The sequence below is a fragment of the Streptomyces sp. NPDC059785 genome, from assembly GCF_042732375.1.
Classification (GTDB): domain Bacteria; phylum Actinomycetota; class Actinomycetes; order Streptomycetales; family Streptomycetaceae; genus Streptomyces.
The window spans coordinates 82,358-95,745 of the sequence record NZ_JBHWHV010000037.1; the positions used below are offsets into that span (position 1 = coordinate 82,358).

The 13,388-nt window shown below is 72.8% G+C and carries 13 protein-coding genes; 5 read left to right on the forward strand and 8 right to left on the reverse strand.

Annotation, left to right across the window (positions count from 1 at the left end):
- Window positions 1-44: 44 nt before the first annotated feature.
- Both ACFV6E_RS26180 and ACFV6E_RS26185 read left to right on the forward strand, forming a co-directional pair.
- On the forward strand, window positions 45-1,034 hold the full coding sequence (locus tag ACFV6E_RS26180) for a small ribosomal subunit Rsm22 family protein (protein WP_385464979.1): 990 nt from the start codon (window positions 45-47) through the stop codon (window positions 1,032-1,034).
- Window positions 1,035-1,286: 252 nt separating this feature from the next.
- Complete coding sequence (locus ACFV6E_RS26185) at window positions 1,287-1,916, forward strand: TetR/AcrR family transcriptional regulator (RefSeq protein WP_385163556.1); 630 nt, start codon at window positions 1,287-1,289, stop codon at window positions 1,914-1,916.
- 208 nt (window positions 1,917-2,124) lie between these two features.
- On the opposite strand, the gene ACFV6E_RS26190 is transcribed toward ACFV6E_RS26185, so the two are convergent.
- Window positions 2,125-2,964 (reverse strand): glycerophosphodiester phosphodiesterase, encoded by an 840-nt coding sequence (locus ACFV6E_RS26190; RefSeq protein ID WP_385163553.1) that lies wholly within the window; start codon window positions 2,962-2,964, stop codon window positions 2,125-2,127.
- A gap of 206 nt (window positions 2,965-3,170) precedes the next feature.
- Here ACFV6E_RS26190 and ACFV6E_RS26195 point away from each other — a divergent pair, with 206 nt between their 5' ends.
- Window positions 3,171-3,905 (forward strand): bifunctional DNA primase/polymerase, encoded by a 735-nt coding sequence (locus tag ACFV6E_RS26195; protein ID WP_385163607.1) that lies wholly within the window; start codon window positions 3,171-3,173, stop codon window positions 3,903-3,905.
- An 89-nt stretch (window positions 3,906-3,994) separates the two neighbouring features.
- On the opposite strand, the gene ACFV6E_RS26200 is transcribed toward ACFV6E_RS26195, so the two are convergent.
- The 6 genes from ACFV6E_RS26200 to ACFV6E_RS26225 form a co-directional block, all read right to left on the reverse strand.
- The gene (locus ACFV6E_RS26200) at window positions 3,995-4,981 is read right to left on the reverse strand and encodes a hypothetical protein (RefSeq protein ID WP_385163550.1); all 987 of its coding nucleotides are present in this window, start codon (window positions 4,979-4,981) and stop codon (window positions 3,995-3,997) included.
- 37 nt (window positions 4,982-5,018) lie between these two features.
- Window positions 5,019-5,879 carry an iron uptake transporter permease EfeU gene (efeU, locus tag ACFV6E_RS26205; protein ID WP_385464982.1) on the reverse strand — a complete coding sequence of 287 codons (861 nt, stop codon included), beginning with the start codon at window positions 5,877-5,879 and terminating at the stop codon, window positions 5,019-5,021.
- A gap of 3 nt (window positions 5,880-5,882) precedes the next feature.
- A complete protein-coding gene (gene efeB, locus ACFV6E_RS26210) occupies window positions 5,883-7,157 on the reverse strand; it encodes an iron uptake transporter deferrochelatase/peroxidase subunit (RefSeq protein ID WP_385163604.1) in 1,275 nt (424 codons plus the stop codon).
- A gap of 14 nt (window positions 7,158-7,171) precedes the next feature.
- Complete coding sequence (efeO, locus tag ACFV6E_RS26215; RefSeq protein ID WP_385163544.1) at window positions 7,172-8,341, reverse strand: iron uptake system protein EfeO; 1,170 nt, start codon at window positions 8,339-8,341, stop codon at window positions 7,172-7,174.
- A gap of 232 nt (window positions 8,342-8,573) precedes the next feature.
- On the reverse strand, window positions 8,574-9,425 hold the full coding sequence (locus tag ACFV6E_RS26220) for a heme ABC transporter ATP-binding protein (RefSeq protein WP_385464985.1): 852 nt from the start codon (window positions 9,423-9,425) through the stop codon (window positions 8,574-8,576).
- Complete coding sequence (locus ACFV6E_RS26225) at window positions 9,422-10,540, reverse strand: FecCD family ABC transporter permease (RefSeq protein ID WP_385163539.1); 1,119 nt, start codon at window positions 10,538-10,540, stop codon at window positions 9,422-9,424. Before ACFV6E_RS26225 ends, ACFV6E_RS26220 begins: the two co-directional genes overlap by 4 nt.
- 175 nt (window positions 10,541-10,715) lie before the next feature.
- Here ACFV6E_RS26225 and ACFV6E_RS26230 point away from each other — a divergent pair, with 175 nt between their 5' ends.
- Both ACFV6E_RS26230 and ACFV6E_RS26235 read left to right on the forward strand, forming a co-directional pair.
- A complete protein-coding gene (locus tag ACFV6E_RS26230) occupies window positions 10,716-11,360 on the forward strand; it encodes a PhzF family phenazine biosynthesis protein (RefSeq protein WP_385163536.1) in 645 nt (214 codons plus the stop codon).
- A 253-nt stretch (window positions 11,361-11,613) separates the two neighbouring features.
- Window positions 11,614-12,450 (forward strand): endo alpha-1,4 polygalactosaminidase, encoded by an 837-nt coding sequence (locus ACFV6E_RS26235; RefSeq protein WP_385464988.1) that lies wholly within the window; start codon window positions 11,614-11,616, stop codon window positions 12,448-12,450.
- 101 nt (window positions 12,451-12,551) lie between these two features.
- Here the strand turns inward: ACFV6E_RS26235 and ACFV6E_RS26240 are convergent, their stop codons facing one another.
- Window positions 12,552-13,229, reverse strand: coding sequence for a heme oxygenase (biliverdin-producing) (locus ACFV6E_RS26240; protein ID WP_385163531.1), 678 nt, complete (start codon window positions 13,227-13,229; stop codon window positions 12,552-12,554).
- Between the last annotated feature and the right edge of the window lie 159 nt (window positions 13,230-13,388).

Below are 13,388 nucleotides of genomic sequence, written 5' to 3' on the forward strand. Positions count from 1 at the left end.
GTAGCCCGGCCGGGCGTGGTGGCCGCCGATCGTAGAATCGCGGGGTGAACGCCCCCGCTCCCCCCGCCGAGACCCTGCGTGCCGCCCTGGCCGGGCTGCTCGACGGACTGCCCCCGAAGGCGGCCGCGCAGGCCGTCGAGCGGCTGATCGCCAACTACCGGGGGACCACCCCGACGCACGCCCCGATCCTGCGCGACCGCTCGGACGTCGTCGCGTACGCCGCGTACCGGATGCCCGCCACCTTCGAGGCGGTGCGCGCCGCGCTCGGGGCGTTCGCGGACGCCGTGCCGGACTGGACGCCGGGCAGCCACGTCGACGTCGGCGGCGGCACCGGCGCGGCGACCTGGGCGGTCAGCGCGACCTGGGACGGCGTGCGTCCCGTGACGGTGCTCGACTGGGCCGAACCGGCCCTCGCGCTCGGCCGCGACCTCGCCGCCGCGAACCCGGCGCTGACGGACGCCGAGTGGCAGCGCTCCCGCATCGGAGCCGCGCTCACCATCGGCAGCACTGACCTGGTCACCGTCTCCTACGTCCTCGGCGAGCTGACCGGGGACGACCGCGCCTCGCTCGTACGGGCCGCCGCGGACGCCGCGCAGGCGGTCGTGGTCATCGAGCCCGGCACCCCCGACGGCTACGCCCGCGTCATCGAGGCCCGGGACCGGCTGATCGCCGCCGGGTTCCACGTCGCGGCGCCCTGCCCGCACAGCGCCGCCTGCCCCATCGTCCCCGGCACCGACTGGTGCCACTTCTCGGCCCGGGTCAGCCGCTCCTCCCTGCATCGGCAGGTCAAGGGGGGCTCCCTGGCGTACGAGGACGAGAAGTTCAGCTACGTCGCCGCGACCCGTTTCCCGCCGGACCCGGCCCCGTCCCGGGTGGTGCGCAGGCCGCAGATCCGCAAGGGCCAGGTACTGCTCGACCTCTGCGGCCCCGGCGAGTCCCTGCACCGTGAAACGGTGACCAAGCGCCACGGCCTCCTGTACCGCTCCGCCCGCGACACCGACTGGGGCGAGGCGTGGCCCCCGGCCGCCCCGTGAGCCGGCACCGGGACCCGGCCGGCGGACTCGGCTGAGGATCCCGCCCGCGGATGCCGGGCCGTGGGCCGCGCCCTGAGACCGCACCGGGGGCCCCGGCCGGGGCCCGCTTTCACGACGTCCCGTCCCCGGCCCCGCGCCGACGCGGGCGCCCGGGTTCCCGCCGCGCGGCCCCGGCGAGACGTATCGTCTCGCCGGGCTCCGGCCCGCTGTCCGGCGAGACGTGACGTCTTGTCAACCTGTTAGATTCGATCCATGGCCGACAAGCCCGCTCCCGACGCCGCCCGCCGCAGCCAGCGCTCCCGCCGTGCGATCTACGAGGCCGCCCTCGCCCTCGTCGGCGAGGTCGGCTACCCGAAGACGACGGTCGAGGGCATCGCCGCCCGCGCCGGCGTCGGCAAGCAGACGATCTACCGCTGGTGGTCAGCCAAGGCCGATGTCGTGCTCGAGGCCTTCCTCGACCTGACCGGACAGGCCGGACAGGCCGGACAGGCCGGCGAGGCGGACCGCGCGCCGCAAGGCATCCCGGACACCGGTGACCTCGCCGCCGACCTCAAGACCGTCCTGCGCGCCACCGTGGACGAACTGCTCGACCCGAAGTTCGACGTCCCCGCCCGCGCCCTGACCGCCGAGGGCCTGGTCAACGAGCAGGTGGGGAGGGAGTACGTCGCCGCGCTCCTCGAACCGGCGCTCCAGCTCTACGTCGAGCGGCTGCGCGCCGCCGAGAAGCAGGGCGCCGTCCGCCCCGGCCTCGACCCCCGTATCGCCCTGGAGCTGTTCGTCTCCCCGCTCGCCCAGCGCTGGCTCCAGCGCACCGGCCCGATCACGTACGAGTACACGGACACCCTCGTCGACTACGCCCTGCACGGACTCGCCCCGCGCTGAGAGCCGGTGTCTGAACCCCGGCCGGGCGCGCGACGCCTGGCACGCACTCCCCCAAGCTCTGCGAGCAGGGGGGACCCCCAGCCGCGTTGCCGAAACGCCCTGGTAGCTCCTCCCCCAAGGTCTTAAGGACCAGGGGGGACCCCCATGCCGCCGCGCGCTGATCCGGCCGGGGTTTAGACACAGGCTCTGAAATCCGCCCGAAGCGCCCTCAGGGCGTCCGTACCGGATGGCGGGCCAGCCGGCCCGGCGCGTCCGTGATGATGCCGTTGCAGCCCAGCGCGAGCGCCCGGTCGCGCTGGGCCGGGGTCACCACGGTGTGCGCCCACACCCGGGGGATGCCCGACCGCACGGCCCGGCGCAGATCCCCGGCGCGCGCCCGGTGATCCACGTCGAGCAGGTCCACGAACGGCGCCCAGCGCTCGGGCCGGTCGCCGCGCAGCTGCTCCGCCGAGCGCCACAACTGGGCGACCAGGCCCATGCGGTGGGCGCGCAGGGCCACCGCGGGATCGTTGGAGTTGACGAAGACCGAGCGGGTCAGGCCGCGGTCGCGCAGCAGCTCCGCCAGCGGGCGCAGGCTCTTGGGGTCCTTGGCCTCCAGCATCAGCACCGTCCGCCCGCCGAACCGGTCGAGCACCTCGGCGACGGTCGGCGGCCGCTCCGAGCGCCAGCTGCCGGGCAGCCGGTCCCGGGGCCGCAGCCGCACCCCCCGCCAGTCCCGGGAGTCCAGGTTGCGCACCGGACCGCCCAGGTAGGTCGTGCGGTTCAGGGTGTCGTCGTGCATCACCACCAGCTCCCCGTCTTGCAGTATCCGGGTGTCGAAGTCCAGCACCTGCGCCGTCCCCCGCTCGTACGCTGCCATCAGGCCCGACATGCTGTTCTCCGGGACCTCGCGGGCGCCGCCGCGGTGGGCGACGTAGACGACCGGGGGGAGCGCGTCCACGGTCAGGGGGCCGCCGCCCCACTCCAGCGGGGACAGGACGCCGCCGTGTCCGGCGGCGGCCAGTGAGACGAGACCGGCGAGACCCGTGAGCACAGACCGTGTGACCATGGCGACCACGGTAGGCGGGTAAATACCATCAAAGTACGCAATGACACTCGATCCGGGTCCGGGGACCGGCATGCCCCAGGTACCCCGGATGTGGGCTCCGGCCACCCAGGGCGCAGGATGGTGGGACGATGGAGTCGGCCGTCCGTTTCCACTGCGGGTTCGACGGCGAGTTGCACGGCGTGTTCCACGGCGAGGCGAGGGGTTGGATGAGCGCGGAGTTCGGTGGCCGTTCCGGCTTGCAGGGCAGGATCTCCCAGTGGCTGCGCGGGCGTCGCCCCAGGGGAGAGTCCGGGCAGGTGACCGGCGGTGACCGGGAGTCCCTGCTGCTCGCCGCCGCCGGTGCCGGGCTGCCGCTCGCACCGGCCGCGCACCCCGCCGGCTACCGGTGTTCCTGCGATCGCGTCGGCTGTCCGACGCCCGCCCGGCACCCGGTCTCCTTCGCCTGGCAGACCCAGTCCACCACCGACCGCGCGCAGATCGAGCGCTGGGCCGGACACCAGCCGCAGGCGAACTTCATCACCGCGACCGGCATGGTGCACGACGTCCTGGACGTCCCGGCCGCCGCGGGCCGCGAGGCGCTGGAGCGGCTGCTCGCCGCCGGTGTCGAGGTGGGCCCCGTCGCCGAGACCGGCGACGACCGCATGCTCTTCTTCACCCTCACCCGGGGCACGCCCGAGGACGAGGACGAGTGGTGGCCCTGCGAGCTGGACTGCCACCCGGAGACCATGGACGAGCACCCGGGCCTGCGCTGGCACTGCCGCGGCTCGTACGTGCTGGTGCCGCCGGCCCGGCTGCCCGGGGAGCTGTCGGTCGACTGGATCCGCGGACCCGAGCACCCGCTCCCCGATCCGCTGAGCCTGCTCGAGGTCCTGACGGACGCCTGCGCCCGGTACGCCGAGGACGAGCCGGACCAGCTCGCCGCCTGGCCGCACCGGAACTGATTCCGTACGACCGTCCGCCGCTCCGGCGCTGACACGAGTCGGCGCCGGAGCCGCCCGCCGCCGGTCCCGGCGGAGCACCCCCGGAAGCGCTACTCGCCCTTCGCGCCCGTCAGCCCCTGCACCCGGCTGAGGAACTCGACCTCGGGGTCCGAGGCCGTCCGGGCCGGGTCGAGGACCGCCTGGTTGGAGACGAACTCCAGGGTCAGCGATTGCTTGGCGTCGCCCTTGAGCAACGCCTTGATGTTCTCGTCCGTGACGTTGATGTCGACGCCCTGCGCGGCCGTCTGCTTCTCGTAGTGGTGCGTCGCGAAGAACACCAGCGCGCCGCCGTCCTTCGTCCGCAGCCCCACCGGGGCGTAGTCGCCCGAGGTCAGCGGCTCGTCCACGTACTGCCGGGCGAGCCCCGGCCGGTTGGCGTTCTTCTTGCGCAGCGCCCGCCACGCGGAGGTGTGGGTGCCGTCCGCGAAGGTGTCGCCGCCGTCCTTCAGATACGTCGCGTACGACTCGCCCAACTCCTCCGGGCGAATGGCGAGTTCCTTGGCGTCGGCGGTGACCGGTTCGGCGTAGCCGTCCGCGTCCTTGACGAACTCGGGCACGTCGTCGGCGGCGAGCACGGTCAGGTAGGAGACCTGCCACACGTCGTCCGCGCTGCCGCGGGTGAAGACGAACAGCCAACGGGAGTCCGCCGAGCCCTTGTTGGCCTTGGTGTCGGCGACGAACCAGCGCGGCCAGCCCGCCTTCTTCGGGATCACGAACTCGGCGTCGGTGAGCTTCAGCGGCTGGTGACCGGGGTTGCCGTCCGGGTTGTTGGCGTGGCCCGCCTTCAGCTTCGCGCCGTCGATGGCGGCGAGCGGCCCGGTGACCCGGTCCTCGTCGAGGGAGGAGTCGTACGCCTTGTCGGCCTTGTTGTAGGCCGTGGTGAAGTCCTTCAGGGCGCGGGCGGCTTCGGTCTCCTTCGCCGCCGGGAGCACCTCGCGCTCCCCGTGCACCACCACGCATCCGCTCGCCGTGACGGTCAGCGCCGTCCCGGCCGCCACCGCAAGCGCGGACCGCCTCAGCCTTCCAAGCGTGCTCATCGGGTCCCTTCGCCTTCCCCGTTCCCGGGCCCGAACCCTACCGGGGTGCGTCGGCGCGGCGACCGCGGGGACCCGGAACGGCACCCGCATCGTGACCGAGGCCGAGCGGCGAGAGGAAGAGGGCGAGGACCGGGACCAGGTACAGCACCCACACCACGGCCTGGAGCACGGTCGGGTCGGGCTGGAAGTTGAACACGCCCTTCAGCAGGGTCCCGTACCAGCTGTCCGGCGGGATCGTGCTGCTGATGTCGAAGGCCAGATGCGTCAGACCGGGGATCCAGCCGGCCTCCTGGAGGTCGTGGACGCCGTACGCGAGGACGCCCGCGGCGACCACGACGAGCATCCCGCCGGTCCAGGTGAAGAACTTGGCGAGATTGATGCGCAGGGCGCCGCGGTAGAAGAGCCAGCCGAGGACGACCGCGGTGAGCAGGCCGAGGGCGACCCCGATCAGCGGGCGCGGGGTGCCGTCGCTCGCCGCGTGCACGGACGCCCACACGAACAGCGCCGTCTCCAGGCCCTCGCGCCCGACGGCCAGGAACGCCGTCGCCACCAGCGCGCCGGTGCCCATCGCGAGCGCCGTGTCCAGCTTGCCGTGCAGCTCCGCCTTCAGATGCCGGGCGGTGCGCCGCATCCAGAAGACCATCCACGTCACCAGGCCGACGGCGACGATCGACAGCGAACCGCCCAGCGCCTCCTGCGCCTCGAAGGTCAGCTCCTGGGAGCCGAACTCGAGTGCGCAGCCGAAGCCGAGGGCCAGCGCGACCGCGACGCCGATTCCGGTCCAGATCGGCCTCAGGGCGTCCCTGCGGCCGGTCTTGACCAGATAGGCGATGAGGATGCAGACGACGAGACTGGCTTCCAGGCCCTCACGCAGGCCGATCAGATAGTTCCCGAACACGGCTCACGCCTTCCCGGTCAGCAGCGTCCGGCCCCACCAGTCGCCGCTGTCGCGGACGCCGGGCGGGATCGCGAAGACCGCGGAACCCACGTGCTGGATGTACTCGTTGAGCGCGTCGGACCGCGACAGCCTGCGCTGCACCGGGATGAACCCCGTACGGATGTCGCGCTGGTAGGCCAGGAAGAACAGGCCCGCGTCGAGCCGGCCGAGGCCGTCGGTGCCGTCCGTGAAGGAGTAGCCCCGGCGCAGCAGCGTCGCCCCGTCGTTGGAGTCCGGGTGGGCGAGCCTGACGTGCGCGTCGGGCTTCATCGCCTTCAGGAACGGCTCGTCGCGCTCCTCGGCCTTGCCGACCGGGGCGCCCTCGCCCTTGTCGCGGCCGAAGATGTCCTCCTGCTCCTGGAGCGAGGTGCGGTCCCAGGTCTCGATGTTCATCCGGATCCGGCGGGCCACGAGGTACGAGCCGCCGGTCATCCAGCCGGGCCCGTCGTCCTCGCCCACCCACACGAACTTCTTCAGCCGCTCCGTCTCGGTGCCCGCGATGTTGCGGGTGCCGTCCTTGAAGCCCATCAGATTGCGCGGGGTCTGCGCGTCCGGGGTGGTGGACGAGGTCTTGCCGAAGCCGAGCTGCGACCAGCGGACGGCGACCCGGCCGAAGCCGATCCGGGCGAGGTTGCGGATGGCGTGCACCGCGACCTGCGGATCGTCGGCGCACGCCTGCACGCACAGGTCACCGCCGCCGCGCGCCTTCTCCAGGTTGTCGCCGGGGAAGCCGGGCAGATCGGCCAGGGCCTCGGGCCGCATGTCCGCCAGATCGAACTTCTCGAACAGGGAGGGTCCGAAGCCGAGGGTCAGCGTCAGCCGGGACGGCTTGAGGCCCAGCGCCTCGCCGGTGTCGTCCGGCGGCGCCTCGGCGAGCCCGCCGTACGCGCCCTCGCCGACGGTGTGCCCCGCGGTCAGCCGGGCCGCCGCCTCCGTCCAGTCCTTGAGGAGCTGGACGAACGCGGCACGGTCGTCGGTCCTCACGTCGAACGCGGCGAAGTGCAGCCGGTCCTGCACCGCGGTCGCGATGCCCGCCTGGTGCGTCCCGTGGAAGGGCACCGCGGTGCCCGCGGAGGCGGCGGCCGGTACCGCGTCCTCGCCCGTACGGGACACCGCGACGGCGCCGCCGGCCGCGGCGGCACCGAGCGCGAGCCCGGCGCCGCCCCAGCCGATCAGCGCACGCCGGGAGGGGGTGCGGGAGCCGTCCGCGGTGGCCGTGCCCCTGGTCGGGTCGTTCATGGTCATGGCCTCGCTCACTTCACGACGGCAGCGGCGAGCCGGGACAGCGGCTCGGCGAGCGCGTTGACCGCGTCCGACAGCTCCTTGCGGTCCGCCTTGCCGACCTTGTCGTAGGAGACGAACGCGTAGGAGGACGCGCCGGACGTGCCGGACTTGTCCTCGCGGTACCGGTCGAGCAGCGTGTTCAGCGCGGTGAACTGCTTGTCCAGCTCGGTGGTCAGGGCCGCGTCGTTCTCCTTCGCGACCGGCTTCAGCAGCTCGTACGCCTGCTGCGCGCCCTCGACATTGCCCTTGAAGTCGCTGAGGTCGGTGTGCGAGTAGCGGTCCTCCTCGCCGGTGACCTTGCCGGTGGCGACCTCGTCGAGGAGTTCCTTGGCGCCGTTGGCCATCGAGGTCGGGGTGATCTCCGCCCTGCCGACGCGCTTCTGCCAGTCGGTCAGGTCGGTGACGAGCTGACCGGCGAGCGTCTTCTCCCGCGCGCCGATCTTCTTGTCCTGCCAGAGGGACTTCTCCAGCCGGTGCCAGCCCGTCCAGTCCTTCTCCGGGTCCTGTCCGTCCTCCAGGCCGTCCTCGCGGACGTCGACCTTCGGGTCGATGTCGCCGAAGGACTCCGCGACCGGCTCGGTGCGCTCCCAGCCGAGACGGGAGCCGGCGAACTTCTCCTTCGCGCCCTCGATGTCGCCGTCCTCGACGGCCCGCGCGAACGCCTTCGCCTTGGGCAGCGTCTCGTCGGCCTGCGTCTGCGCGTACTCCCGGTAGGCGGCGACGGCCTTGTCCAGTCGCGGGTCCCGCTTCGCGACCTTGCCCGAACCGGTCACGGTGAGCTTCTGGCGCACGCCGTGCCCCTTCATGCCGGGCCGGCAGGCGATCTCGTACGACCCGGCCTTGACCTCGGCGGTCAGCGTGTACTTGGTGCCGGGGCCGATGTTCTCCTTCTCGGAGACGATGCGGTCGTCGGGGAAGAGGATCTCGACCTCGGTGGCCCTGGACCCCTTGTTCTCGATCCGCAGCGTGACCTGGCCGGCCGGGACCGACTTGGCCGAGGTGTCGCAGGCGCTGTCGGCGGCGGTCACCTGGATGGCGTCGCCGTCCTTGGCGTCGCTCTTCTCCGTGCATCCGGTGACGGCGGCCAGGGCGGCTGCCGTGGCGGCTGCGGTGACGGCGGAGAATCTGACGGCTCGCATGAAATCTCCAGGTGAGGGGCGGGCGCACCGCGCGGAGCGGACCGCGCGACAGGAGGTGAGGCGGGCCTAACTTATCTGAGCCTTACCTCAGTCATACCCCTCCGTTCAGTGATTCAGCTCTCACAGGCGCTGGACAGGAGGGGCACAGCAACGGCTTGATTACGGCGGCTAAAAACGGACCCCACGGGACGGTCAACCACCGGTCAAGAGTCCCTTGTCGTGGCAATCCCCGTCAGACGTCCCGTCGCGGGCTGATCACCGCGGCCCCCGTCCTGGGGTGCGGGAACACCTCCACGGGCTGCCGGTAGACCTCGCTCAGCAGCTCGCCGGTCAGCACCTCGGCGGGCGGGCCCTCGGCCGCGACACGACCGGCGCACAGGATCGCCACCCGGTGCGCGTACGCGCCCGCGAGCCCGAGGTCGTGCAGCACCACGACCACCGCGTCCCCGGCGTGCGCCCTTGCCCGGCACACCCGCAGCACCAGCTCCTGGTGGCGCAGGTCGAGCGCGGCGGTCGGCTCGTCGAGCAGCAGCAGCGGGGCGCGCTGGGCCAGCACCCGGGCGAGCGCGACCCGGGCCCGCTCGCCGCCGCTGAGTGCCGAGAACGGCCGGCCGGCGAACTCCGTCACCTCCGTCGCGGCCATCGCCTCCGCCACGGCGTCGTCGTCCGTGCCGTCGTCCGCCCCGGCCGCGTGGGCCCACGGCGCGCGCCCCATCCGGACCACCTCCTCGACCGTGAACGGGAAGGACAGCGCCGCGCTCTGCGGCAGCACCGAGCGCCGCAGGGCGAGTTCGGGCGCCGTCCAGTCCGCCGCCGGGCGCCCGTGGATCCGGACGGCGCCCCCGGCGGCACCGATGTCACCGGCCAGCGCGGCGAGCAGGGTCGACTTGCCCGCCCCGTTCGGCCCGACCAGCGCGAGCACCTCGCCCGCGCGGGCGCCGACGTCGACGCCGCGCAGCACCTCGCGGGCGCCGAGGCGGACCCATAGCCCCGCGGCCTCGGCGAGCACGTCGCCGGGCGCGGCCGGACCGGGCGGCGCGGGCCGCGCCGTACGGGGGAGTCGGGGGACACGGAGGAGCTTCACGCCCAGCCTCCCTGCTTGCGGCGGGTCCTGCGCAGCAGCCAGAAGAAGAACGGGCTGCCGAGCAGGGCGGTCAGTACGCCGAGCGGGAGTTCGGCGGGCTCGGCGACGGTACGGGCGGCGAGGTCGGCGGCGAGCAGCACGACCGCGCCGCCCAGCGCGCTGCCCGGGATGAGGAAGCGGTGTCCGGGACCCGCCGCCATCCGCAGCAGGTGCGGCACGACGAGCCCGACGAAGCCGACGACCCCGGAGACGCTCACGGCCGCCGCCGTCAGCAGCGCGATGACCAGGACGAGCACGATCCGCAGCCGTTCGACGTCCACGCCCAGGTGCCGGGCCGGCCGCTCGCCGAGCGCGAGCAGGTCCAGACGGCGTGCGTACAGCGGCGCGACGCCCAGGCCGACGGCCGCGCACGGCAGCACGGCCAGCACCTTCGGCCAGGTGGCCTGGGCGAGCGAGCCGAGCTGCCAGAAGGTGATCTGGCTGATGGCCGCGGAGTCCGCGAAGAACAGGAAGAGCCCGATCAACGCGCCCGTGAAGGCGTTCACCGCGATGCCGGTGAGGATCAGCGTCACCACTTCCGTCCGGCCGCCGGAGCGCGACATCGCGTACACCAGGAGCACGGTGACGAGCCCGGTGACGAACGCGGTGACCGAGACCGTCCAGGTGCCGAGGAAGGTCAGCCCGAGGGCGAGCGAGCCGACCGCGCCGACCGCCGCGCCCGACGAGACGCCGATGACGCCCGGTTCGGCCAGCGGATTGCCGAACACGCCCTGCATCAGCGCACCCGCGCAGCCCAGCGAGGCCCCGACGAGCAGCGCGAGCACGATGCGCGGGAAGCGTACGTTCCACAGCACCGACTCCGGGACCCGCTCCAGGGCGTGGCCGCCGGCGCCGATCCGGTGCGCGAGGGAGGCGAGCACATCGCCGGTGGGGATCGGGTACGCGCCGAGCCCGGCGGCGACCGGGACCAGGACGAGGAGGGCGGCGACGAGCCCGGCGGCGAGGAGGGGACGGGTGCCGCGCGCGGCATGCGGCGCGGGCGCTTCCGTACCGCTGCCCGTCCTCGTGCCCGTGCCCGTCTCGCGGGTGCCGGGCGCTTCTTCGGCGACGGTCACCTGGTGCCCCTGGGGCGCTTTCGATGGGTCTCCGCCGGTCGTGTGTGCTCGCGTCGCACGGTCTCGTCCATCCCTTCGCCGTCCCCGTCCACCTCGTGATCCCGGAGGTGCGGAGGTAGCTTAGGTTAGCCTTACCTTTGCCGCTACCGGCTTCGCTGTGATGTTCAATGCCCCCGTGACTGACTACGACGTGCTGCGCGTCTTCTGCGCGGCGAACGGCGGATACGGCAACGAGCTCGGCGTCGTCCGCAACGGCTCTCTCCTCCAGGACCCGGCGGACCGGCAGGAACTGGCCGCGAAACTCGGCTTCAGCGAGACCGTGTTCGTGGACGACCCCGAGCGCGGCGTCATCGACATCTACACGCCGACGCTGCGCCTGCCGTTCGCCGGCCACCCCTGCGTCGGCACGGGCTGGCTGCTCGACGTGCCCGAACTGGTCACCCCCGCGGGCGTGGTGGGCGTACGGCTCGACGGCGAGTTCAGCTGGATCGAGGCGCGGGCGGAGTGGGCGCCGCCGCGCACCCTGCGCCAGTACGCCACGGCCGCCGAGGTCGACGCGCTGCCCGTACCGCCGAAGGGTGAGTGGCTGTACGCCTGGGCATGGGAGGACGAAGCGGCGGGCCGCGTCCGCGCCCGCGCCTTCCCCGGCCGGGGCGACGGGATCGACGAGGACGAGGCGACCGGCGCGGCGGCCCTGCTGCTCACCGACCGCCTCGGCCGGGCCCTCAACATCACCCAAGGGGCGGGCTCCCAGCTCCTCACGGCACCGCAGCCGGGTGGCTGGGTCGAGATCGGTGGCCGAGTGTTTCTGGAGAATTAGGTCCCGCAAACACCGCTGTTCGTACGGCAGTTGACTCCCGGTAAGGCCCGAACGGCCCTGTTTTGCCGTCACTTGACATGACCACAGGCGCTCGATTTACTCGGGCAACGTCGGCCCCGATGGCCGGCGGAAGAGGTACGCCCAGCCGGTAACCGGCCTCGGCCGGCAGCCCGGACAAAGTCGCCAGGACCGCCATGGACCGCCATCGGTGTCCGAGGCGGGGACGTGCCCCCAACCCACTGGAGCTCGCTTTATGAGCGGTAACCACAAGTTCTCCCGCATGCCCTCCCGCAAGGTCCTGGCCGTGACCGCGGCCGGCGCGTGCGTGGCGGCCCTGGCCGCCACGCTGTCGGTGCACGCCACCACGGCCTCGGCGGCGGAGATCTCCCTGCCGCCCACGCACGCCGGCTTCGACTACCAGATCGGCGGCGCCTACACCCCGCCGTCCGGCGTCGAGGTGGTCACCCGCGACCACACCGCGTCCCCGGTCGACGGCCTGTACAACATCTGTTACGTCAACGCCTTCCAGGCCCAGCCCGGCGCCGAGAGTGAGTGGGGCTCGAACCTGCTCCTGCACGACGGTGACGGCGAGGTCGTGTACGACGACGCCTGGGGCGAGGCCATGCTCGACATCACCACCGAGGCCAAGCGCGAGTCCATCGCCGCGAAGGTGGGCACCTGGATCGACGACTGCGCCGCCAACGGCTTCCAGGCGGTCGAGCCCGACAACTACGACACCTTCACCCGCGCGGACGGCCTGATCGACGCCGCCGACGCCGAGGCGTTCATCCAGCTCCTCGCCGACCGCGCCCACTCCGCCGATCTGGCGATCGCGCAGAAGAACACGGCCGAGCTGGCCGGGGACCGTGAGGCGAACGGCCTCGACTTCGCGGTGGTCGAGGAGTGCGGCCGCTATGACGAGTGCGGCGACTTCACCGACGCGTTCGGCGACGACGTGATCGTCGTCGAGTACTCCGCCTCGGGCCTGAAGAAGGCCTGCTCCGGCTGGGGCGACGAGCTGAGCATCGTCCGGCGCGACGAGGACGTGACGACGCCGGGCAGCGGCTCGTACGTCCGCAAGACCTGCTGAGAGCCGGTCTCCCGGAAGACCGGCCGGGAGCCGGTCCCCAGATCCCCGCGCGCCGGGGCGGCGCACCGTCCCGCCCCGGCGTCTGCGGCTGTCGCGGCCCGTCAGGCGCTGAGGGGGAACTCCTCGCCCAGGGCACGGAAGACGGCGGTGTTCAGCGCGAACGCGCGCTTGCACTCCGCGACGATGCGCTGCTTCTCCAGGTCGTCGGCCGGTACCGCGTCCAGCAGCTCGCGGTACTCGCGCTTGAACGCGGCCGGGTTGGCGATGCCCTCGAAGACGTAGAAGCGGACGCCGTCGCCCTTGCGGTCGAAGCCCCAGGTGCGCTCCGCCTTGCCCCGGATGATCTGCCCGCCGGAGAGGTCGCCGAGGTAACGGGTGTAGTGGTGGGCGACATAGCCGCCGGGCCACTGCTCCGCGCAGTGCGCCACCCGCGCCGCGTACTCCTCGGTGGCCGGCAGCGGGGAGAGCGTCGCGCGCCAGTCCGGGCCCCGGAGGTGGGCGAGGTCCCGCTCGAGGGCGGGCCCGCGCAGCAGCTCGGGCCGGATGAAGGGCCCGGCCACCGGGTCGGACGCCAGCCGCCCGACACCGGCCTCCAGCGCCTCGTACACGAACCAGAGCTGCTCGGTGTAGCGCGCGTACGCGTCGACGCCGAGTCTGCCGCCGAGCAGGTCGCTCATGAAGGTCGAGGTCTCCGCCTCCACGTGCTGTTCGTGGGACGCGGTGCGGATGAGGGTCGAGAACGCGGTCGTGGTCGCGTCGGACTCGGTCGACGACTGCATGGGGACCTCCGGTGCGGGGCTGGACGAGAGCCGGGCCACCATCTTTTAAGGTTAGGCTTACCTAAGTCAATAGGTTCCCGACGCCCTGTCGGTAAAAGCGTACCCCGCGCCGGGCCGGTCCATAGGAAAAGCCCGCCGGGTGCACATCTGTGCACCCGG